Annotated in this window: 18 protein-coding genes; 6 read left to right on the top strand and 12 right to left on the bottom strand. The window is 67.5% G+C overall.

Annotated features, from left to right (window positions below):
• Positions 1-151: 151 nt before the first annotated feature.
• Together sigJ and FHP25_RS39355 are read right to left on the bottom strand one after the other, a co-directional pair.
• Positions 152-1,039, bottom strand: a complete 888-nt coding sequence (sigJ, locus tag FHP25_RS39360) for an RNA polymerase sigma factor SigJ (RefSeq protein ID WP_147852483.1) — start codon at positions 1,037-1,039, stop codon at positions 152-154.
• Position 1,040: 1 nt separating this feature from the next.
• Positions 1,041-1,472: a carboxymuconolactone decarboxylase family protein gene (locus FHP25_RS39355; protein ID WP_147852482.1), complete on the bottom strand. Its 432-nt coding sequence runs from the start codon at positions 1,470-1,472 to the stop codon at positions 1,041-1,043.
• A 193-nt stretch (positions 1,473-1,665) separates the two neighbouring features.
• On the opposite strand from FHP25_RS39355, the gene FHP25_RS39350 reads away from it, so the two are divergent.
• The gene (locus FHP25_RS39350) at positions 1,666-2,943 is read left to right on the top strand and encodes an LLM class flavin-dependent oxidoreductase (protein WP_147852481.1); all 1,278 of its coding nucleotides are present in this window, start codon (positions 1,666-1,668) and stop codon (positions 2,941-2,943) included.
• 81 nt (positions 2,944-3,024) lie between these two features.
• On the opposite strand, the gene FHP25_RS39345 is transcribed toward FHP25_RS39350, so the two are convergent.
• From FHP25_RS39345 to FHP25_RS39325, 5 genes are all read right to left on the bottom strand, one after another.
• The gene (locus tag FHP25_RS39345) at positions 3,025-3,798 is read right to left on the bottom strand and encodes a hypothetical protein (RefSeq protein WP_147852480.1); all 774 of its coding nucleotides are present in this window, start codon (positions 3,796-3,798) and stop codon (positions 3,025-3,027) included.
• 318 nt (positions 3,799-4,116) lie between these two features.
• Positions 4,117-5,721 (bottom strand): winged helix-turn-helix domain-containing protein, encoded by a 1,605-nt coding sequence (locus tag FHP25_RS39340; protein ID WP_178134125.1) that lies wholly within the window; start codon positions 5,719-5,721, stop codon positions 4,117-4,119.
• Between the two features lie 203 nt (positions 5,722-5,924).
• Complete coding sequence (locus tag FHP25_RS39335) at positions 5,925-7,166, bottom strand: aminotransferase-like domain-containing protein (RefSeq protein ID WP_147852478.1); 1,242 nt, start codon at positions 7,164-7,166, stop codon at positions 5,925-5,927.
• A gap of 133 nt (positions 7,167-7,299) precedes the next feature.
• On the bottom strand, positions 7,300-8,565 hold the full coding sequence (locus FHP25_RS39330; protein ID WP_147852477.1) for a CinA family nicotinamide mononucleotide deamidase-related protein: 1,266 nt from the start codon (positions 8,563-8,565) through the stop codon (positions 7,300-7,302).
• Between the two features lie 126 nt (positions 8,566-8,691).
• Positions 8,692-9,417: a glutathione S-transferase N-terminal domain-containing protein gene (locus FHP25_RS39325; RefSeq protein ID WP_147852476.1), complete on the bottom strand. Its 726-nt coding sequence runs from the start codon at positions 9,415-9,417 to the stop codon at positions 8,692-8,694.
• A 156-nt stretch (positions 9,418-9,573) separates the two neighbouring features.
• Between FHP25_RS39325 and FHP25_RS39320 the strand changes: the two genes are divergently transcribed.
• The 5 genes from FHP25_RS39320 (at position 9,574) to FHP25_RS39300 (ending at position 16,023) form a co-directional block, all read left to right on the top strand.
• Positions 9,574-10,596, top strand: a complete 1,023-nt coding sequence (locus FHP25_RS39320; RefSeq protein WP_147852475.1) for a BMP family lipoprotein — start codon at positions 9,574-9,576, stop codon at positions 10,594-10,596.
• 111 nt (positions 10,597-10,707) lie between these two features.
• On the top strand, positions 10,708-11,700 hold the full coding sequence (locus tag FHP25_RS39315) for a BMP family lipoprotein (RefSeq protein ID WP_408068570.1): 993 nt from the start codon (positions 10,708-10,710) through the stop codon (positions 11,698-11,700).
• Positions 11,701-11,877: 177 nt separating this feature from the next.
• Entirely contained in the window at positions 11,878-13,419 is a 1,542-nt protein-coding gene (locus FHP25_RS39310; RefSeq protein WP_231712640.1) for an ABC transporter ATP-binding protein, read from the top strand.
• Between the two features lie 163 nt (positions 13,420-13,582).
• Entirely contained in the window at positions 13,583-14,713 is a 1,131-nt protein-coding gene (locus FHP25_RS39305; protein ID WP_147852472.1) for an ABC transporter permease, read from the top strand.
• A gap of 335 nt (positions 14,714-15,048) precedes the next feature.
• Positions 15,049-16,023, top strand: a complete 975-nt coding sequence (locus tag FHP25_RS39300; protein WP_147852471.1) for an ABC transporter permease — start codon at positions 15,049-15,051, stop codon at positions 16,021-16,023.
• Between the two features lie 627 nt (positions 16,024-16,650).
• Here FHP25_RS39300 and FHP25_RS39295 read toward each other — a convergent pair.
• From FHP25_RS39295 to FHP25_RS41665, 5 genes are all read right to left on the bottom strand, one after another.
• The gene (locus FHP25_RS39295; protein WP_147852470.1) at positions 16,651-17,163 is read right to left on the bottom strand and encodes a hypothetical protein; all 513 of its coding nucleotides are present in this window, start codon (positions 17,161-17,163) and stop codon (positions 16,651-16,653) included.
• Entirely contained in the window at positions 17,156-17,992 is an 837-nt protein-coding gene (locus tag FHP25_RS39290) for a TIGR04255 family protein (RefSeq protein WP_147852469.1), read from the bottom strand. The genes FHP25_RS39295 and FHP25_RS39290 overlap by 8 nt, the downstream gene beginning before the upstream one ends.
• A gap of 580 nt (positions 17,993-18,572) precedes the next feature.
• Positions 18,573-20,015: a DUF3987 domain-containing protein gene (locus FHP25_RS39285; RefSeq protein ID WP_178134124.1), complete on the bottom strand. Its 1,443-nt coding sequence runs from the start codon at positions 20,013-20,015 to the stop codon at positions 18,573-18,575.
• 115 nt (positions 20,016-20,130) lie between these two features.
• Positions 20,131-20,508 carry a hypothetical protein gene (locus FHP25_RS39280; protein WP_147852467.1) on the bottom strand — a complete coding sequence of 126 codons (378 nt, stop codon included), beginning with the start codon at positions 20,506-20,508 and terminating at the stop codon, positions 20,131-20,133.
• A 403-nt stretch (positions 20,509-20,911) separates the two neighbouring features.
• A complete protein-coding gene (locus FHP25_RS41665; protein ID WP_218578971.1) occupies positions 20,912-21,088 on the bottom strand; it encodes a hypothetical protein in 177 nt (58 codons plus the stop codon).
• Between the last annotated feature and the right edge of the window lie 173 nt (positions 21,089-21,261).

Raw genomic sequence — 21,261 nt, 5'->3', positions numbered from 1 at the left:
TCGGCCTCGAGCGCGCCGGCCTCATCCGCCGCCAGCCCGGTGTCGCACGAAGCATCCAGATCCTGGTCGACCCTCAAGACCTGCCAATCCTCCCCTGGCTCAACAGCAACCCGTCATAACCTCTGTGGCGAGGTACTAGGCACAGCGCCGGTCACGACACCGCAATCCCGCCCAGCCGCGCCAGCTTGTCGGGATTGCGCACGATGAAGATATCCGTCGCCCGTCCATCGGCGTCATAGGCGAACGACACGGCCGCCACGGCGTGGCCGCCGTGTCGCAGGACGACGCCACGGCTACCATTGATCTCGGCTGCCACCCAGGCATACGGGGCCCAGTAGCTGCGAAGCGACTGCCCGACAAAATCGAGCACCGCGGCCTTGCCGCGCACCACGTGCTGGACGGTCGCGACCTTGCCGCCGCCGTCGGCCGACAAGGCGACGTCGTGCGCCAGCAGCGCCGCCAGGCGATCCGTGCCGCCGCCGGCGATGGCCGCCTCGAAGGCCGCGACCAGCTCTTCCTGCCGATCGGCCGGCGTCACATGCCGGACGACCGACCGGTCGATGTTGGCGCGGGCCCGCGCCACGAGCTTGCGGCAGGTGCTTTCCTGCACCCCGAGCATGCGGGCGATGTCGGCGTAGGCGACATCGAAGATCTCGTGCAGCAGATAGGCGGCGCGCTCGCGTGGCGTCAGGCGCTCCAGCAGAAGCAGGAAGGCCGTCGTCAGGGATCCGGCCAGGGAGAGATCTTCGGCCGACATGGCCTCGCTCGCCGTATGGATCGGTTCGGGCAGCCAGGTGCCGACATAGTCGACCCGGGCCCTGTGGGCAGACCGCAGCAGATCGATGCAGCGGCGCGTGCAGGCGGTCGTGAGCCACGATGCCGGATTGTCGATCGCGCACCGGTCGGCCTTCTGCCATTTCAGGAACGTATCCTGGACCGCGTCCTCGGCATCCGCCCGGGAGCCGAGCATGCGGTAGGCCAGGCCCATCAGCATGGGCCTGGCCGCCTCGAAGATCGAGGCGTCGCTACCGGCCGGCATCTCAGTGCCTCGATACCTGGATCCTGTTCCACAGATTGATCATGGCCACGATGGCGGTCAGCACGCCGATCTCGGGCTCGGTGAAGTGCCGCCGCAGCCGGGCCCGCAGCGCGCCCAGGTCGGTGTTGTCGTCGAGCCGGGTCAGCGCCTCGGTCCAGGCCAGGGCCGCTTTCTCGCGCTCGCTGAAATCATGGACGTGTCGCCAGACGATCATCCGGTCCAGCCGGTCATTGGTCTCGCCGTCCTGCCGGGCTTCCTTCGTGTGCATCTTGATGCAAAAGGCGCAGCCGTTGATCTGCGAGGCGCGCAGCTGCACCAGGTGGCGGATCATCGGGTCGAAGCCATGCGTATCCATGACCTTGTGGACCCCGGCCATGGCCTGCAGGACATCGGGAACCACCTGCTCATATTTGACGGCGCCGGTCTCGCTCATGATGTGCTCCTTCATAGCGGCCATACGGCCTGCCTGCATATGACGATCGAGCCCGCGCGTTTGTGGCGCCGGCCGACGGATTCTTTTGGCCGGCCGGGGGGCAGCGTTTTTGTGGCGCCAGCACCTAGGCCGCCCCGCCCTGCCGCGCTAGGCTGAGCTGGCCCGCAAATCAAAGGCCCTTCAGGAGAGATCCGTGAAACGCCTCCAGTTCGGCGCCTTCCTGGCGCCCCATCACCCGGTCGGCGAGCATCCGGCCCTGCAGTTCCAGCGCGACCTGAACCTCGTGGCCCATATGGACAGGCTTGGCTACGACGAGTTCTGGTGCGGCGAGCATCATTCCTCGGGCTGGGAGATGATCGCCTCGCCGGAGATGTTCCTGGCGGCGGCGGGCGAGCGCACCCGGCGGATCAAGCTCGGCACCGGCGTGGTGTCGCTGCCGTATCACCACCCGTTCAACGTGGCGCAGCGCATCGTGCAGCTCGACCACATGACCGGCGGCCGGGTGCTGTTCGGCACCGGACCGGGGGCGCTGCCGTCCGACGCCCGCACCTTCGGCATCGACCAGGTGCTGCTGCGCGATCGGCAGGACGAGGCGCTGGGCGTCATCATCCGCCTGCTGGAGGGCGAGCGCTTCACCGCCAGGAGCGACTGGTTCCAGCTCAACGACGCGCAGCTGCAGCTGCTGCCGCTGCAGGAGAAGCTGCCGATGGCGGCCGCCTCCTCCATCAGCCCTTCAGGCATGCAGCTGGCAGGCAAGTACGGCATGGGCGTGCTGTCCATCGCCTCGACCTCGGTCGAAGGCCTGCAGGCGCTGCCGGTGCAGTGGGGCTTCGCCGAGGAAGCCGCCAGGAAGCACGGCAAGACGGTGGACCGCCGCAACTGGCGTGTGCTGCTGTCCTGGCATCTGGCGGAGTCGAAGAAGCAGGCGCAGCAGGAGGCTGTCGACGGCCTGTGGTGGTGGCACAACGAATACCGCGTGCGGGTGCTGGGCCAGCTCGGCGCCACCGCCGTGGAGGACCGCTGGGAGCTCCTGGCGCAGGTCGGCGGCGCCGCCGGCAGCGGCACCGGCTCGTCGGTGATCGGCACGCCCGACGAGCTGGTCAAGACCATCCGCCACCTGCAGGAGATCACCGGCGGCTTCGGCGTCGTGCTGGGCTTTGCCCATGACTGGGCCAACTACGAGGCGACGCTGCGCTCGTGGGAGCTGTTCGCGCGCTACGTCATCCCGGAGCTGAACGGCTACACTCGCAACCAGAAGGCCTCGGCCGAGTACCTGGCGGCGCACCGCGCCGAGCTGATGGCCGGCCGGGCAGAGTCCATCCGCGCCACGGTGAAGGGCAACGAAAAGGCCCAGGCGGCGCTGGCTGTCACCATGCAGCAGATGGCGTCGGCGCCTCAGGGCGGCGGCTGGCGGCCGGGCTCGGAGCTGCTGGAGGAGAAGGGCAAGGAGCCGGCCGGGCCGTCCGACTGATCCTCGGCCAGGGTCGTTACCCCAGCGGGGCGCAGCGCGACGCCAGGAGGCGATGCCGCGCTGTGCCTGGCAGGCCGTGCGTCAAATGCCCGAAGGCAGGTTCCGCTTGCGCTTCCACATCAGGCGGCCGCCCCAGGCATAGGAGTCGGCGTTGTTCTCCAGGCCGACATAACCTTTGGCGTTGTGCTTGAGGCCGTCCCACTTGTAGCCCGAGCCGTCATAGGTGCCATCGTCGAGCAGGTCGACATCATCGGTGTTGGCGAATTTGTGCGACGCCTCGTGCACGATGATGCGTGCGATCTTGCCTTCGCTGTAGGTCTCGACGCTGTCCATGTTCAGGTGGATGCGCCCGACATGCGTGCCGCTCGAGGACACCCAGCCTTCCGTTCCCTCGCGGATGAACTTGATATGCTTCCAGGCGTTCTTCAGCCCCTTGCCGTGGCGCAGGGTCGAGAAGGCATCCTTGATGCCAGTCTTCACGTCATCGCGGTCATGGATGTAGCCGACGACGAGATCGAAGGGCCCGGCGATCCCGGACCGGATCTGGCCGAACTTCATGCGGATGGTCGCGATCTTGGCCTTGTCGGCAGGCTGCTTGAGGTCGAGGCCGAAGTACTTCTCCATCGCCTCCTTGACGATCGTCTGCTTGCCGAAATAGTCCTTCGACATCTGCTTATCGACGCTGGCGACGATCTGGGCGTGCTCGTACTGCGCCAGCAGCTGGCACGAATCCTCGACGATCTGCCGGGAATAGCGAATCGCCATCGCCAGCTTCGCCTTTGACGTCGATCCGAGCTTCAGGAATGGATCTCCACTCCAGTTGGTGACGTGCACCTTCTCAATTGTCTTATCCATTTGTCCACTCCACCTGCCGGGGACAGCCCGCGCGATGCCGGGGGTGATCTCGTCATGAGATGCAGGATTGTGCCATCACGCCGGCCGCGACGGCACTTAAGAGTTCTTAAATTCTCTTAATCCTGGAATGGCGGCTGTGGTGGACAGCCAGCCCGCTGTGGGGCCCGGTGCCTTGCCGTCGTTGCTTGTTGTGTGGGCGGCACAGTCACCGGGCCGATTCAGTCCCCAAGCCACGCCCGTTCTTAAGCCACGGCCGGCCTTGGCAGCACTTAAAAGTTCTTAAAAATGGCGCGCGGCGGCGCCGGCGCCGGCGCCGCTTCAGCCGCCGCGCACGATCCGCAAGGTCGGCCGGGCGCTGGGGTTCGGCCGCTCCGGGATGCCGGCGCGGCGCAGCCCCTCGACAACGGCGGCCAGCAATCGTGTCGTGGCACGGCGGCTATGGAGGTGGCGGTAATCGGTCAGGTTGAAGGCCGGGTCGAGCGTCATGAGATGCGTCACGGCCGCCTCAGCCGACAGGCCGGCCAGGCCCAGCGCGGCAACATAGGCGCGGTGCGCCGACAGCCGCTCCGGGCTGCCGGCAATCGCGCGCTCGCCCCAGCGCACCGCGGTCTGCGGCCGGCCGGCCACGAGATGGGCGTAGCACATGCCGGTCAGCGGCTCGCCGGCGCCCGGGTCGAGCGGGTCCAGCCGCAGCGCTTCCTCCAGGTGCCGGATGGCCTCCTCGGGCTGGTCGGCATAGAGATAGGCCCAGCCGGCGGAGCTGCGGGTCATCGCCGAGTTGGGGTGCAGCTCGACCGCCCGCTTGACCAGCAGCAGCGCCGCGTCCAGGCGGTGGACGAGGTAGACAAAGACGATGGCGACCTGGGCCAGCACCTGGGGATCGTCCCGCGCCTGCGCCAGGGCCGCTTCGGCCAGCCGGATGGCGGCTGCCGCCTCGGCCTCCGTGTCGTCGGGGAAGGCCTGGGAAACACGCCACATGCGGCAGTAGGCGGCCGCCGCCAGCGCCAGCGCGAAGTCGGGATCGATCGCCAACGCCTGGTCGAGGAAGCCGAGCGCCGCCGCGCAGTTGTCACGCGTCATCGGATGCATGCAGGCGACGGCCCGCAGATAGGCTTCATAGGCGCGCGGCAGCTCCGTCGGCCGCCGCCGCAGGCGCTCGATCTCGGCCCGCCGCAGCCCGGGCTCCAGCGCCGCCACGATGCTGCCGACGATGCGGTCCTGCAGGGCGAACACCTCGTCCAGCGTATGGTCGAAGCGTTCGCTCCACGCCGGCACCCCTTCGACGGTATCGATCAGGTCGACATTGACCCGCACGCGCTCGCCGGCGCGCCGCACGGTGCCGGTGACGACATAGCGCACGCCCAGCTCGCGGCCGATTTCAGATGCCGGCACATCGCGTCCCCGGAAGCTGAAGGCCGAGTTGCGCGCCAGCACGAAAAACCAGCGGATACGGGACAGCGCCGTGATCAGGTCCTCGACCAGGCCGTCGGCGATATGGGTCTGGTCGGCATCACTGCCTGCGGTGCGGAACGGCAGCACCGCCAGCGACGGGCCGCGCGTGGACGGTTCCGGCCCCGCCGGCCGCACCGCCGCCAGCTGGATCGGCGCCGGCGGCGCCAGCCGCGCCCCGCCGAAGCGGTAGCCGCGCCCGGGAACGGTGATCACGATCTCGGCGCCCTCGGCGCCAAAAGCCCGGCGCAGCGCCGCGATCTGGACCGGCAAGTTGCCGTCCTCGACCGTGCGCCCGGCCCAGGCGCGGCGGATGAGGGCGTCCTTGTCGACCACGGCGCCATCGGCCTCGATCAGGGCCAGCAGAATGTCGGCTGCCCTGCCGCCCAGCACGACGCGCTCGTCCCCGGCGACCAGGGTCCTGGTACGCGGCAGCAGACGCCAGCGGCCGAAACGGATTCCGTCCTCGGACATATTCAAGGGTAAGCAGACCATTACTCACGCCGATTGTACGGCGGAACCGGGTCACGTGGCTATAACTTGCAGCGCAGTGCCAACCGTTCAGCCATGACTGCCCCGAGGCCGGCGCCCCGAGGCAATTCCCGCCGTCACCGCACGCGCCCGGCACCTGTTTTCAGGGGTGGGGCTACTTTCACCAGCGCCACCCGGCAAAGCCGCTAGCGCGCCGTGGCGCGCTCGACGTTGGCGATCCGGGCAGGCACGCCGAACTCGCGGCGGCAGACATCGGCCAGCACCGCCACGCCCTGGCGGATCGTCTCGGGCGCCGGGTTGGCGAAGCACAGCCGCAGCCGGCTCTTGCCGAATGCCTTGTCCGTCGACCATTCCGGCCCGGGATTGAGGGAGACGCCGGCCGCCAGGGCAGCTTGCGACAGCTTCAGGGTGTCGACCTGGTCGGGCAGCTTCACCCACAGGAAGATGCCGCCCTTGGGCTCCTCGAACTCGGCCGACGTGCCGAACTGCTCCGCCAGGGCCTCCATCAGCGTGTCGAGCTTGACCCGCAGGCCGCTTGTGAGCGCCGGCACATGGGTGTTGAAATGCGCGGCGCAGAACTCGGCCAGCACCATCTGCTCCAGCGCGCCCGACCCGGCATCCTGCTTCAGCGCCAGCATGCGCGCCAGCAGGTCCCAACCGGCGACGATGTAGCCCACCCGCAGCGCCGGCGCGATCGACTTGGAGAACGAGCCGATATGGATCACGCCGCTGCCCTTGGCCATGGCGTGCAGCGCCGGTGGCCGCTCGCCGTCCCAGATCAGGTCGGAATAGCATTCGTCCTCGAAGATCGGCACGCCATGGGACTGCGCCAGCTTCAGCAGCTCGGCCCGCCGCGCCGTGCCCATGATGGTGCCGGTCGGGTTCTGCACGGTCGGGATGGTATAGATGTACTTGGCCTGCACGCCGCGGCGCTTGAGATCGGCGAGCGCCGCCGCCAGCGCATCCATGCGCATGCCCTCGCCGTCGAGCGGGACGCCGATGGTCTTCACGCCCAGGCGCGTGAGCCGGGTGAGGGCGCCGCCATAGGTCTCCTGCTCGATCAGCACGGTGTCGCCCGGCGCCAGCAGCAGGCTGTTGACGAGGTCCAGGCCCTGCAGCGAGCCCGACGTGATCAGGATCTCGTCGGCCGTGCAGGTGATGCCGGCATGGCTCTTGAGCTTGGCCACCAGGAAGTCGCGCAGCGGGCGGTAGCCCAGCGGGCCGCTGTTGAGGCCATAGGTCGCCAGCGACGCGCCCTCGCGCCTGAGCACGGCGGTCGCCGCCGCGATCAGCTGGTCGACGGGAACACGCTCGGCGTCGTTGTGCCCGCCGATGAAATTGTACTTGGGGAACCCGTTCCACCTGGCCGCCGGCACGGGCAGGTTGGGCGCCAGCAGCGGCGCGAAATCGAACGATGCGGACGTCATGGCGTTCCCTTCCTTGCTGCCTTTCCTGACCTGGTCGGATAACACACAACCCGTGTGCCCCAGCGCAACAGCTTTGGCGGCGACGCAGGCTTGCGCCGGCGCGCACCCGACCCCGGCGGGCACCTCATTCCGTTCAGCGGCGCTCGAAGTCGATCTGCTCGTCCACCGGCAGGCCCAGCAGGTGCCGGCGCAGGCAATCCAGGGCCAGCTCGGTGGCGCCCAGCCGGATCCAGTCGCGGCCGCCGAACAGGCGCGCCTGGCGCGCCACGGCGACGCCGCCATCGGCGATGCCGACCGCGATGGTGCCGCCCAGCTCCATCCGGTCAGCGCCTTCGTCGAGATCGACCAGCACCGCCAGCGCAAGGCTCGATCCGCTGCTGTCGCGCAGCATGCTGGCCACTGCAGCGGCCGCCTGGGGTGATACCGCGCCGGCATCGCCGCCCGTGGCCAGGCCGACGGCGGCGCGCAGCTGCGCCAGGTCGCGGGCCACGGCGCTGCGCCTGAACACGCTTTCGGCGCCCGGCAGCGGTGCGATGCGCGTCGCGATCGTGCCCGACGTGAACATCTCGGCGATCGACAGCGACAGGCCGCGGTCGCGCAGCATCGACAGGATCACGCCCTCGAGCGTCTGGTCGTCCTCGGCAAGGATGAAGTTGCCCAGCCGGCGGCGCACCTCGGCCTCGATCGGCGCCAGCTTGCGCTCCAGGTCGGCGCCATCGATGCCGCGCACCGCCAGCTTGGTCTCGAGCTGCGGGTAGTGGGCCTGGAAGCCGAGCTTGATGTCGGCGCCGGGCGCCAGGATGTCGCTCAGCATCTGGTCGGCGCGCGATTCGCCGATGCCGAACGAGTGGAACCGCTTCAGCCGCGTCACGCCCGTCACGCCGCCCAGCGCCAGCAGGCGCGGGATGATCTGCTCGTCGAGCATGCGCCGCATCTCGCGCGGCACGCCGGGCGTGAAGAAGAAGCGCACGTTGTCGATGGTGACGGCGAAGCCGCAGGCGGTGCCGATCGGGTTGTCGATAAACTCGGCGCCCGCCGGCAGCATCGCCTGCTTGCGGTTGTTGGGCGGCATGACGCGGTTGCGCCGGGCATAGAATTCCTCCATGCGCGCCAGCCACGCCTCGTCCAGGACCAGCTCGACGCCGGCGGCGCGCGCCGCGATCTCCTGCGACAGGTCGTCGACCGTCGGCCCCAGCCCGCCATTGACGATCACCGCGTCGGCGCGCGCCGCCGCCTGGCGGAACGCCGCCAGCAGGCTGTCGCGGTCGTCGCCCACCGTGGTGCCCCAGTAGGCCGACAGGCCGACCTCCTCCAGGCGCCGCGCGATGTGGCTGTAGTTGCTGTTGATGGTCTTGCCGGTCAGGATCTCATCGCCGGTGCAGAGAATCTCGATGCGCATCAACTGTGGGCCTTTATTTGGACCGCGCGCGTCCACGCGCGCACTCGCCCGAAGCGGGAGCGGAGGGCGACCTCGTGTCGGCGCTGACGCGCCGATGCGCGCGTGGACGCGCGCGGTCCGAAGACATCACGCCACCTTCACCGGGATGGCGCGCTGGTTGTAGAGCATCTTGCGGATGCGGGCCTGCTCCTCGGGCGGCAGCTTGGTGACGTCAGTCGACAGGTCGTTGCCCACCGCCATGCCCTTCTGCACCGCGGGACGGGCGCCGACGGCCTCGAACCAGCGCTTGAAGTACGTGAACTCCTCGATGTCCTGGCCCTGCCCCTTCCAGTTCACGGTCCAGGGATAGGCGATCATGTCGGCGATCGTGTAGTCGTCGCCGGCCAGGTAGGGCCGGTCGACCAGCCGGTTGTTGAGCACGCCGTAGAGGCGGTTGGCCTCGTCGGTGAAGCGGCGCACGGCGTAGGACTGGTCGCCCTCGCGGTCGCCGAGCCGGCGGAAATGGCCGCACTCGCCCAGCTTCGGCCCCTGGTTGGCCATCTGCCAGATGACCCATTGCGTGACCTCGTACTTGCCGCGCACGTCCCGCGGCCAGAACCGGCCGGCCTTCTCGGCGATGTACATCATGATCGCGCCCGACTCGAAGACACTGATGGGCGCGCCGCCGCCGGCCGGCGCATGGTCGACCAGGACCGGCATGCGGTGGTTGGGATTCATGCGCAGGAACTCGGGTCCGAACTGGTCGCCGCGCGAGATGTTCACGGGCACGATCCTGTACGGCAGCCCGCATTCCTCGAGCAGGATCGTGACCTTCTTGCCGTTGGGGGTCGGCCAGTAGTGCAGGTCGATCATGGAGCATTCCTTCGATCGGTGCTGACAATGGGCAGCAGCTTATCCGACTGCGGGCGTGCGACAAGGATGGCAGGCGGCGGCCGTGGTCACTTTTGATGGCGCGCAAAGCGATCCCGCGTCACACTGCGGCGCAGACAAGGTCATCAGGGGAAGGCCATGCCGCAACGACGTCGACACCGTCGCAGCCACGTTCTGGCGCTGCTGACCGCGCTGCCCCTGGCCACCGCTTCCCTCGCCGCGCACGCCGCCGACCCGGCGCCGGCCGTGGTCTATTCGGTGGGCGAGAAGTTCGACGGCTCGTTCAACGAAGCCGCCTTCCGCGGCGCCGAGCGCTTCAAGAGCGAGACCGGCATCGCCTATCGCGATTTCGTGGTCACCAACGAGGCGCAGCTCGAGCAGGCGCATCGCCGCTTCGCGCAGAGCGGCAGCGATCCCATCGTCGGCGTCGGCTTCCTGCAGACTTCGGCCGTCACCGCGGTGGCCAGGCAGTTCCCCAAGGTGCGCTTCACGGTGATCGACACCGTGGTCGACCTGCCCAATGTGCGCTCGGTGCTGTTCAAGGAGCATGAGGGCTCCTTCCTGGTGGGAGTCGCGGCCGCCCTGGCATCCAAGAGTGGCACCATCGGCTTCGTGGGCGGCATGGACATCCCGCTGATCCGCAAGTTCGTCTGCGGCTACGCCCAGGGCGCGCGCTATGCCAGGCCGGGCACGACGGTGATCCAGAACATGACCGGCAACACGCCGGCGGCGTGGACCGACCCCGGCCGCGGCGCCGAGCTGGCCAAGGGCCAGTTCGAGCGCGGCGTCGACGTGATCTATGCCGCCGCCGGCACCACCGGCCTGGGGGTGCTGCAGGCGGCCAAGGATCGCGGCAAACTGGCGATCGGCGTCGATTCCAACCAGAACGGCGTGCATCCCGGCTCGGTGCTGACGTCGATGGTCAAGCGCGTCGATCTCGCCACCTACGAGACCTTCACCGCCGCCAAGGCGGGCACGTGGTCGGCCGGCGTGCGCGTGCTGGGCCTCAAGGAAGGCGGCGTCGACTGGGCCCTCGACCAGAACAACGCCGCGCTGATCACCGATGCGATCAAGGCCAAGGTCGAGCAGGCCAAGGCCGACATCGTGAGCGGCAAGATCACGGTGCACGACTACATGAGCAGCAACAGCTGCCCGCAGTGACCCCCGGGACCGCCGGCATCTTGCCGGCAGCGGCGCTACACGCCGTGTCATGAGCCGGCTGGAAGCCGGCGCTCCCGGGAGGAAAGCAACAGGGAGGCCGTCATGAAGACTCTGACCCGAAGCGGGCTCTGCGGCATCGCCGCCGCCTGCATCGCAGGCATCGCGCAGGCTGCCGACATCAAGCCGGCCGTCGTCTTCGACATGGGCGGCAAGTTCGACAAGTCCTTCAACGAAGGCGTCAACAACGGTGTCGAGCGCTTCAAGGCCGAGACCAGGATGACGGTGGCCGAGTTCGAGGTCACCAACGAGACCCAGTTCGAGCAGGCGCATCGCCGCTTCGCGCAGCGCGGCCAGGACCCCATCCTCGGCGTCGGCTTCACCCAGGCCAACGCCGTCGAGAAGGTGGCCAAGGAGTTCCCCAAGATTCGCTTCACCGTGATCGACGGCGTCGTGAAGCTGCCCAACGTGCAGTCGGTGCTGTTCAAGGAGCACGAAGGCTCCTTCCTGGTCGGCGTGCTGGCGGCGCTCGCCTCCAGGAGCGGCAAGGTCGGCTTCGTGGGCGGCATGGACATCCCGCTGATCCGCCGCTTCGCCTGCGGCTACGAGCAGGGCGTGAAATACGCCAACCCCAAGGCCGAGCTGCTGCAGAACATGACCGGCACCACGCCGGCGGCGTGGAACGACCCCGGCCGCGGCGCCGAGCTGGCCAAGGGCCAGTTCGAGCGCGGCGCCGACGTGATCTATGCCGCCGCCGGCGCCACCGGCATCGGCGTCTACCAGGCGGCCAAGGACCGCGGCAAGCTGGCGATCGGCGTCGACTCCAACCAGAACCACCTGCATCCCGGGACCATGCTCACCTCCATGGTCAAGCGCGTCGACGTCGTGGCCTACGACACGTTCAAGCTGGCCATGGGCGGCACCTGGACACCCGGTGTGACCGTGCTGGGCCTGAAGGACGGCGGCGTCGACTGGGCGCTGGACAAGAACAACGCCGCCCTGGTGACGCCCGAGATGAAGGCCAGGGTCGAGGCCGCCAAGGCCGACATCATCGCCGGCAAGATCACGGTGCACGACTACATGAGCAACAACGCGTGCGCGTATTGATTTGTCATGTCCTCCCCAGCTCCGCTGGGGAGGTGCCCCGAAACGACGTTTCGACGCTGTCGCGTCGAAAAGTCGGAGGCGGAGGGGAGCCGATGTGGTGCTTCTCGTTCGAGCACCCCGTGCGCTCCCCCTCCGGCCTTCGGCCACCTCCCCCAACTTCGTTGGGGGAGGCAAGAGGTGCCTGAGACCTCGCCGCCGGCCATCGAGCTGCGGTCGATCGACAAGTCGTTCGGGGCGGTGCGCGCCAACCGCGACGTGTCGCTGCAGGTGGCGCGCGGCTCGATCACGGGCATCATCGGCGAGAACGGCGCCGGCAAGTCGACCCTGATGAGCATCCTCTACGGCCTCTACGAGGCCGACAGCGGCGAGATCTATGTCGACGGAAGGCGCGTGCGCATCCGCAGCCCGCGCGATGCGATCGCCAGCGGCATCGGCATGGTGCACCAGCATTTCATGCTGATCGACACCTTCACCGTGCTGGAGAACGTCGTGCTGGGCGCCGAGGCCGGCCCGGTGCTGCGCCCCAGCCTGGCGGCGGCGCGCCGCGAGCTGGACCGGCTGGGCCGCGACTACGGCCTGCGCGTCGATCCCGACGCCATCGTCGGCACCCTGCCGGTGAGCGAGCAGCAGCGGGTCGAGATCCTGAAGGTGCTGTATCGCGGCGCGCGCATCCTGATCCTGGACGAGCCCTCGGCGGTGCTGACGCCGCAGGAGACCGAGCAGCTGTTCCGCATCCTGCAGGCGCTGCGCGCGCGCGGCGCCACCGTGATCCTGATCACGCACAAGCTGCGCGAGATCATGGCCGTCACCGACATGGTCCATGTCATGCGCCACGGCCAGGTGGTGGCCGAGCGCCGGACAGCCGAGACCAGCAGCGCCGAGCTGGCGGAGCTGATGGTCGGCCGCAAGGTGCGGCTGGCGCTCGACAAGACGGCGCCCCAGGCCGGCACACCCGTCCTGCGCGCCCGCAGCATCGGCCTGCGCGACAGCCGCGGCGTGCGCCTGCTCGACGGCATCGACCTCGACCTGCGGGCCGGCGAGATCGTGGGCATCGCCGGCGTTTCCGGCAACGGCCAGAGCGAGCTGCTGGAGGTGCTGGCCGGCATCCGCGCGCCGAGCGACGGCAGCCTCGCCATCGGCGAGCGGGTCATCGACGCGGCGCACCCGGCCGATCCCGCCGAGATGCGCGCGCTGGGCCTGGCGCATGTGCCGGAGGACCGGCACCGCTACGCCATGGTGGCGCCGTTCGCGGCCAACGAGACGGCGATCCTGGGCTACCACAACGAGGCGCCGTTCAGCGGCACGTGCCTGCTGCATCATCGCGCCATGGTCGGCCACTGCGCCGAGCTGATGGACGGCTACGACGTGCGGCCGCGCCAGCCGGCGCTGCGCTCGTCGAGCTTCTCCGGCGGCAACCAGCAGAAGCTGATCCTGGCGCGCGAGATCGCCACCCGGCCGCGCATCCTGCTGGTGGGCCAGCCGACGCGCGGCGTCGATATCGGCGCCATCGAGTTCATCCACCGCCAGCTCGTGGCCGCGCGCGACGCCGGCTGCGCCATCCTGGTGGTCTCGGTCGAGCTCGACGAGGTGATGGCGCTCGCCGACCGCATCCTGGTGATGTTTGGCGGCCGCATCGTCGGCGAGGTCGCTGGCGATGCCGCCGACGAGCGCACCCTGGGCCTGATGATGGCGAACGTGTGGAAGCCGGGTGAGACGTGATGGTGCAGTCATTTTCTTTTCCTCCCCAACGAAGTTGGGGAGGTGCCCCGAAGGGGCGGAGGGGAGCCAACGAGGCTTTCGTAACTGAGACCACGTCGGCTCCCCATCCGGCCTTCGGCCACCTTCCCCGCAAGCGGGGAAGGGAAAGGAGGCGTTGGCTCCCATGAGCCGCCAGCCGCTGCCGCCCTGGGTCGATATCGGGCTGATCCCCATCGTCAACGTCCTGCTGGCCTTCGTCGTGGTCGGGCTGATCGTGCTGGCCGTCGGCGTCAACCCGTTCACGGCCGTGCGCATCATGGTGACAGGCGCGGTCGGCTATCCCGAGGCCATCGGCTACACGCTCTACTACACCACCAACTTCATCTTCACGGGGCTGGCCGTCGCGCTCGCCTTCCATGCCGGCCTGTTCAACATCGGCGGCGAGGGGCAGGCCTATATCGGCGGCCTGGGCGTGGGGCTGGTGCTGCTGGCGTTCGACAGCAGCCTGCCGGCGCTGCCGCTGATGGCGCTGGCGGTGCTCGCCGCCGCCGTCTTCGGCGCCGCCTGGGCGGCGGTGCCGGCCTGGCTGCAGGCCTGGCGCGGCAGCCACATCGTGATCACCACCATCATGTTCAACTTCATCGCCGCGGCGGTGATGGTCTACCTGATGGTGAACGTGCTGATCGCGCCCGGCTCGATGTCGCCGGAGAGCCGCGAGATCGCCGCCAGCGGCCACCTGCCCTTCGTCCACGAGCTGCTGGCCATGGCCGGCATCACCATGGGCCAGTCGCCGCTCAACCTGTCGATCGTCTGGGCGGCGCTGTGCTGCGTCTTCGTCTGGGTGTTCCTGTGGCACACGCCGTGGGGCTTCGAGCTGCGCACCATGGGCCACAATCCCAGCGCCGCGATCTATGCCGGCGTCGACATCCGCCGCATGACGGTGCTGGCGATGTGCCTGTCGGGCGCGCTGGCCGGCTTCGTGGGCGTCAACGAGATCATGGGCGTGCATCACCGCCTGATCCTGAACTTCACCGCCGGCTACGGCTTCGCCGGCATCGCGGTGGCGCTGATGGGCCGCAACCATCCGGTGGGCATCGTGCTGGCCAGCCTGCTGTTCGGCATGCTGCAGCAGGGCGGCGCCGAGCTGTCGTTCGAGATCCCCGCCATCACCCGCGAGATGGTGGTGGTGATCCAGGGCCTGATCATCCTGTTCTGCGGCGCGCTGGCCAACCTCACCAAGCCCGCCTTCGAGCGGCTGTTCGCGGTGCTGCGGACCCGCAGCACCCGCGCCCAGGCCAGCGCTGCGGAGGCGTAGCGCATGAAGATCAGCCACAGAGGCACAGAGACACAGAGACAGGCACAGAGGATGAGAGGGATGCGCGCCTGCGGCGCGCGCAAGGCCTCCCTCTGTGCCATCTCTGTACTACTAACCTCAAGAATCTTCGCGAGCTGCGGTGATTTGGTAGCCTTCATGGTGAGCCTGTCGAACCATGAAGGCGTCGCACGGGCAGTGGTGCGGCGCTTCATGGTTCGACAAGCTCACCATGAAGCGCTTCCTCCGCCCTTTGGGTTGCGGCCAAAGGCTGCGCTGTGTCTCTGTGTCTCTGTGCCTCTGTGGTTGGCCTTCTCTTCATTCCGAGGTGTCCTGACATGGACGAGTGGATCACCTTCGCGGTGCTGATCCTGTCGGCGACGCTGCGGGTGGCGACGCCGCTGATCCTGTGCGCCATGGGCGGCCTGTTCTCGGAGCGCAGCGGGCTGATCGACATCGGGCTGGAAGGCAAGATGCTGGCGGCCGCCTTCGCCGCCGCCGCCGCCGCTTCCGTGACCGGCTCGGCCTGGGCCGGCCTGGGGGCGGCGATCCTCGCGGCCGAGGCGCTGGCCCTGCTGCACGGCTTCGCCTGCATCACCCATCGCGGCAACCAGGTGGTGAGCGGCGTGGCCATCAACATCCTGGTGTCGGGCCTGACCATCGTGTTCGGCATGGCGTGGTTCCAGCGCGGCGGCCAGACGCCGTCCCTGCCGCCCGAGGCGCGCTTCATGCCGATCACCCTGCCCGGCACGCAGGCGCTGGCCGACGTGCCGGTGCTGGGCCGCGTCTGGGGCGACCTCATCGGCGGCCACAACATCATCGTCTACGCGACGCTGCTGGTCGTGCCGCTGACCTGGTGGGTGCTGAACCGCACGCGCTTCGGCCTGCGGCTGCGCGCCGTCGGCGAAGCGCCGCTGGCGGTCGACGCCGCCGGCATCTCGGTGGCCTGGCTGCGCTATCGCGCCGTGCTGATCTGCGGCCTGCTCACCGGCATCGCCGGCGCCTACCTGTCGATCGCCCAGAACGCCGCGTTCAGCCGCGACATGACGGCCGGCCAGGGCTACATCGCGCTGGCGGCCATGATCTTCGGCAAGTGGCGGCCCTTCCCGGCGCTGGGCGCCTGCCTGATGTTCGGCCTGCTCGATGCCGTCGCCATCCGCCTGCAGGGCGTGCACGTGCCGGTGATCGGCGAGGTGCCGGTGCAGCTGATCCAGGTGCTGCCCTACGTGCTGACCGTGATCCTGCTCGCCGGCTTCATCGGCCGCGCCGTCGCCCCCAAGGCCATCGGCGTGCCGTACGAGAAGGAGCATTGAGGCCTATGTTGCCCCGGCGAAGCGAAGCACGTTGCGAGGTGTCGATAGGTGACGAACAGCACGTCGTCGAAGCACCTATTGGATAGAGCTGTGTTCGAACTCCGCGGCGTACTCAAGAACCCGTTCGTAGTTGTTAGTTCAATCTTGCGATGCGATCGAATCTTCGATCGGAGCTTTATCCGCGAGCTTAGACCAAGTCGCCGACTTCGCCAGCTTGCGGCAAGTCTTCTGGGACTTCGGCCCCTGTATAGTGATGTGGTGCGGATTTCCTGGAATTGGTGCTCGTATTACCCCGAGACCCGCGTCCCGAATAGCCTGGACTGTAAGCGCCACGACTCCAAACCCGGCTGGAGCCCTTTCCAGACATTTCTCGGCAGACCACCCCTCCTCGAGAAGGTCGACGGACATGCCTGATCCGCTGGGGTGATTTTTGAAATTGTCAGAGTCAGGAACTGGTTGACCTTCCTTGTGCCTCCATCTGCCCGGCGGGATACGTCTCAGAACAATGGCGTCTCCAGCAATGGAGCTATCATCTCGAAATTCATCGCCCGGAGGATGATCTGATGCCAGTCGATCCTCGGGTACCGCCGGTCCAGATGCGCCTCGCATCTGAGATAAATTGAACGTTTACCGCCAAAACGAGCCGACCCTCTGTATGACAGGCTTAAGGTCAAGGCTCAGTTGCTCCTCGTCTTCGTCACCGGATTCGTGATCAGTGTAGTAGACACTGCCCCGCATCGGTGCGTCGACAGAGATCTCCAATTCTCGGCGTCCGTCGTCCCACTGCAGCAGCACGCCTCCATGGGTAGAAGCAAGGATGCGCGGCAAATATCTGCTTGCCGGCATCAATTTTGTTAGGACGAGCAACGAATGCTCAAGCGTTCTCTGGTTTACCGGCACAGCTCCGTACGTATCCCAATTTTCGGGCATCCGAGCGACTTGGTTGAGCCGCGCGAGTACCTCTCGCATCCAATCGGGGAGATTACCGACGTGTTCGATCCGCACCAAAGATTTGCCCAGGCGAACTTGATGTGCCGTATCGCTTTCCCATGCGGTGCTTGAGGGCACTGGGTTCGGCGCCAGGAAGGTTTCCGTCAATGACGTCGCGTCGTCTGAACGAGACTTCACTGCGCTAGCCATGATCGTTCCTCCCCCAAATTTTGTGCATTGCCGGCGAAGTGAGCGACGCAAAACTTCGTACTACGTGCTCTCTTCCGAAATCAAAAAAATCGAGAACTTCTCCAGGTACTGCGCCTTTAGGCTGTCCTCGAGCAGTAAGCGAAAGTTGGACGAGCTTACGCTGATCCGAAATGCGGATTCGGGGCTCCGCCGCCACATGTAGCCGACCAACAAACGTCTCTCCACGCTCCAAGCGATATGCCATGTTGATGCGCACTTGCTCGGGCGTTCCGAGGAAGTCGTCTGATGTGGCACCTGACCAGAACTGAAACAAATTGCTAAGGTCGCCCCAGTCATTCGCGCCTTCGGCAAGGAGTATCTGATTTATGTAGGTGACCTCGCATTGATTGGGAACGACGGTACCGAGCCCTAGATCGGCCACGAAGGCGACAAACTCGCGAAAATACCGATCAAAACATTCGCGCACGCGAGGGTATCTAGGATACTCCTTCTTCACGTCTCCCTGTCGCCAATTGAATATGAACCGATCTGCCTGGACCTGGAGTAGCTCAGTCTTGTCCGCGTTGACGAACCAGACGCGAGCACCTGGGAAGCCCTCGATCATCTCGAAGGTTACTCGTTGGCCGTGGACATCGGGCTGTTCGATCATTTGTTCTAGGGAGGGTTTGCTCTCGGTCGTCACGAACTCACGACCGAGTTTTTCCCAGAACAATCCAAAATGCGCGATTTGAAGCGCATCGAGAGGAACGAATTGCACGCCAAGAACGACCTCCACCACAGGTGGGTCTGTGAATGACGGCCTGGCAGTATTGAAGGCGTTTGCGGACATGGTAGCTCTTAAGTGTAAGATGAATCGAGATGAATCGGATGTAAAGGGCGATGAGCGACGGCAAAGCTGCCAAGGGCACCGGATCCTGACATGCTCACTGTCTCCTAAGCAGGAATAAATGCAAAGCTGGGAGCTACATACTCCCTCCAATGCGCGGCAAGCGTCGCCCGAGAGGCGACGCCAAATCAGACCACGAAAAGATCTCAGCCTTCACTAATGATAGAGAACCTCGAACTCCGAGATTCAAGGCCCCCCGCCCAGCTACAAAGGCTCTGCTGCGGAGCGTGCTCCTGGGTAGCACTCTGGACTCCACCACATGTCCGAAGCAGGATCGTTCCCTCGCGAATCGCGTGACAACAACGACAACAATGACTAAAAGTCCGCATTGTGCGCATGTTGTCGCATTGCGGGTGGTCTTTGGTGCGCCGCCAGCCGCATCGCTTGGGTACGTCACATCATCGTCGTATCCGGTCCCGCTATTGTCCCGAGTGCAACGAAGCGTCCAAAGGCGTTCGGATTCCTCGCTGCACTCGACATGGTAGCGCAACGTGTTACGGCGGCAGCCGCCTTGCGCCGCCAGCTACGCATCGCGGCAGCCCAGATGCGGCAGCGCCGGGTTGACGGCCCATCGCCGGCGCGGGCGGCCGTCCCCCGGACCGGGATCGACCGGGCGCAGGAAGCCGGCGCCGGTCAGCGTCGTGATGATGTGGTCCACGCCCGGCGCGTCGCGGGCGGCGCGGGCATGGCGCCACAGGTCGTCGCGCGATACCGCCGACAGGCCCTGCCGGCGGATCCACAGCAGCGCCTTGCGCGCCTGGCGCCGGCTGGCGCTGCCGCCGGCGCTGCCCATCACCGCGCTTGCATGCGGCCACAGATGCAGGCGCCACAAGGCGGCGCAGGCTTCCATCGCGTCGACGGGGACATCGCGCGGCTCCGCCACGCCATCGGGCAGCACGGCCCAGTCGAGGAACGTCCACACGCCGGCCAGCCGCAGCACGGTGCTGGCGCCCTTGCGCCACCATGCCGCCGGCTCGTCCTCGAGCCCGTCGGCCTCGGCATCCAGCGCCTGCCGGAAGTCCTCGAAGAGGTGCCGCGCTTCCGGCGCCAGGGCAACGACACGGGCCTCGTCCGGAAGGTCGCGCAGCCGGGCAAGCGCGCGCAGCGCCTCGGGGCTGAGCGATGCCGCCCCGTCCAGCAGCGGCTGGAACGGCCGGCGTCCGGGCCAGGCGAAGAGCAGCCGCGCACCGAAGCCATGATCGGCCAACGACCGGCCGAGCGCGTCGGGCTCGATCGTGCCCAGGACCGAGACCGCGGCGCGTGGGCTGCCCGACCAGGCGCCGCGCCAGAACGACGTCTGCGCATCGGCGTCGCGCGCCATGCCGCCCAGCCAGCCGGCCAAGGCGTCGCGCGCCATCAGGATGCCGCGCGGGCTGCCACGCAGCGCGTCCGCCACGATCGCGACGGCGGACCCCTCGACGAGAAGCCGGCGCGGCGCGAAAGGCTGCGGCGCATCGGCCGCCGCCGGCATCGGCGGCGGCGTCAGGTGGTTCGCCACCGCCCCGCGCACCTCGTCACGCCACCACCCGTCCTCGGCACGTGCCGTCTCCTGCGCCGTGACGTGGCGGCGCCGCAGCGCCTCGTTCTGCGCCCCGAGATCGTCGCTCAGGGCCCGCACGAGGCGCAGCGCCGCCTCCATGGCCGCGGTCTTGCCTGACGACGGCGCCCCGACCAGGGCGGCCCACAGCACGCAGGGCTCCGTCCATGCCGGCGCGGGGCTGACGCGCCGCGCGCCGCCGAGCAGGCCGGCGGCGGCGGTGAGCAGCGCCAGCGCGACGTGATCGACCGCAACGCCGGTGCCGTGCGCCATGTCCTGGCACCAGTCGCGCCAGAAGGGCGGCAGCAGCTCGGCCGGGAACACGGGCCGATCGCCGGGTGATCCGTCCAGCAGCGTGCGGTCGGGCTCCGGCCAGCCCGCATCGGGGCGAACGTCGGACAACGCTGTGCCCTTGGTCTTGTCGCGCATGGTCCGGCTCATGGTCAGGAGGAAGACGACCGATCAGGGTGACGCAGGCCGCGGGGCGCCGCGCGCAGGCGGCGTCGCGCCCATGATGCGTGGCGCAATCACCGCCTGCGGCTGGTCAGTGGCGCACGCCGCCGCGGTCCTTGCCGGCACCGCCGCCGCCATCGTCGCGCCGCGCGTCGCCCGATCGGCTGGGATCCTCGCGCCGGGCGCGAATGGCCACCGCGCTGCGCAGCACGTCGACGAAGTCCAGCGCCGCCTTGGGATCCATGCCCTGCCGTGCGCGGCCCCAGGCGCGGTCGAGGATGATCTCGGCGGCGGCCAGGCGGGCGGCCGCCGGCGTGCGCGCATTGCCCATCACCGCGAGGATCGTGTCGATCGCCTGGCGGACGTGGCGGCGCGCCAGGTCGCGAAGCTCGGTGTCGGTCCCGGGCGATCCGGTCGGATCGCCACCACGGCCGTGCGGCCGGCCGTTCTCGTCCATGCGATGGCTCATCGTATCCTCCAAGCCTGCTCTGTGGGTGATCTTGCGACTGGCCGACGCGTCCCGCGGCGCGATGTGGTCGGCCCCTGGCCCCCTCTGGCGGCGCAACGTCCGGGAAGAAGCCATCAAGCCGCTTCCACAGAATTTACTGTCATTACTTTGATGCGAGTTTGCATAATGCCATTATTATATAAAAAATCAAGAAATTTCTAAATCATGGCCGCGACATCCCAAGAACGGGATGCGTCCTGCAGTACAAAACAGGAATTTCCTGCTTCAGACCCTGGATTTTTTCTGCATTCTTCTCAGGCATCGCCGGGAATGAAACGAGTCCAGCTTCAAGCACCTGCATCGGATCCGGCCAGCCTCCCCGCCCAAGTGCTGCCACGATGCCGTGCGGATCATCCGTGCAAGGTCAGGTCGTTCGGGTGGTGTCCCGGAGAGGAAGAAGAATGGCAGCGGTGAGGATGCGATTGCTGGCCTTGGCCTTGATGCTGCAGCCGATGGCGGCGGGCACGGCCCTGGCGCAGGCTGGCGGGCCCCCGGCGACATTGACCGGCAAGGCGGCGGCCGCGGCGTTGATCGGCAACACCCTGGTCTTCACACGGGTGGGCACGGCCGGCCAGGATGGTGCGATCTATTTTGGCTCTTCGACGTTTCAAATGGAATTGACGAGTTTGGGTAGTGGAGCGCCAACGAGATAGATCATGGCGATGAAGGTATCGACGTTGCGATAGCCGCGGGCGCGGGCACGGACGAGTTGGA

Origin of the sequence: Vineibacter terrae (genome assembly GCF_008039615.1) — a bacterium.
Lineage (GTDB): Bacteria > Pseudomonadota > Alphaproteobacteria > Reyranellales > Reyranellaceae > Vineibacter > Vineibacter terrae.
The sequence above is the reverse complement of the archived record's forward strand: the minus strand, read 5'-3'. Positions and strand labels throughout refer to the sequence as shown.

Coding starts and splice junctions, on each gene's coding strand:
- sigJ (WP_147852483.1), bottom strand. CDS start 1,039: ATGCCGGCCGGTAGCGACGCCTCGATCTTCGAGGCGGCCAGGCCCATG.
- FHP25_RS39355 (WP_147852482.1), bottom strand. CDS start 1,472: ATGAGCGAGACCGGCGCCGTCAAATATGAGCAGGTGGTTCCCGATGTC.
- FHP25_RS39345 (WP_147852480.1), bottom strand. CDS start 3,798: ATGGATAAGACAATTGAGAAGGTGCACGTCACCAACTGGAGTGGAGAT.
- FHP25_RS39340 (WP_178134125.1), bottom strand. CDS start 5,721: ATGTCCGAGGACGGAATCCGTTTCGGCCGCTGGCGTCTGCTGCCGCGT.
- FHP25_RS39335 (WP_147852478.1), bottom strand. CDS start 7,166: ATGACGTCCGCATCGTTCGATTTCGCGCCGCTGCTGGCGCCCAACCTG.
- FHP25_RS39330 (WP_147852477.1), bottom strand. CDS start 8,565: ATGCGCATCGAGATTCTCTGCACCGGCGATGAGATCCTGACCGGCAAG.
- FHP25_RS39325 (WP_147852476.1), bottom strand. CDS start 9,417: ATGATCGACCTGCACTACTGGCCGACCCCCAACGGCAAGAAGGTCACG.
- FHP25_RS39320 (WP_147852475.1), top strand. CDS start 9,574: ATGCCGCAACGACGTCGACACCGTCGCAGCCACGTTCTGGCGCTGCTG.
- FHP25_RS39305 (WP_147852472.1), top strand. CDS start 13,583: ATGAGCCGCCAGCCGCTGCCGCCCTGGGTCGATATCGGGCTGATCCCC.
- FHP25_RS39300 (WP_147852471.1), top strand. CDS start 15,049: ATGGACGAGTGGATCACCTTCGCGGTGCTGATCCTGTCGGCGACGCTG.
- FHP25_RS39295 (WP_147852470.1), bottom strand. CDS start 17,163: ATGGCTAGCGCAGTGAAGTCTCGTTCAGACGACGCGACGTCATTGACG.
- FHP25_RS39290 (WP_147852469.1), bottom strand. CDS start 17,992: ATGTCCGCAAACGCCTTCAATACTGCCAGGCCGTCATTCACAGACCCA.
- FHP25_RS39285 (WP_178134124.1), bottom strand. CDS start 20,015: ATGCGCGACAAGACCAAGGGCACAGCGTTGTCCGACGTTCGCCCCGAT.
- FHP25_RS39280 (WP_147852467.1), bottom strand. CDS start 20,508: ATGAGCCATCGCATGGACGAGAACGGCCGGCCGCACGGCCGTGGTGGC.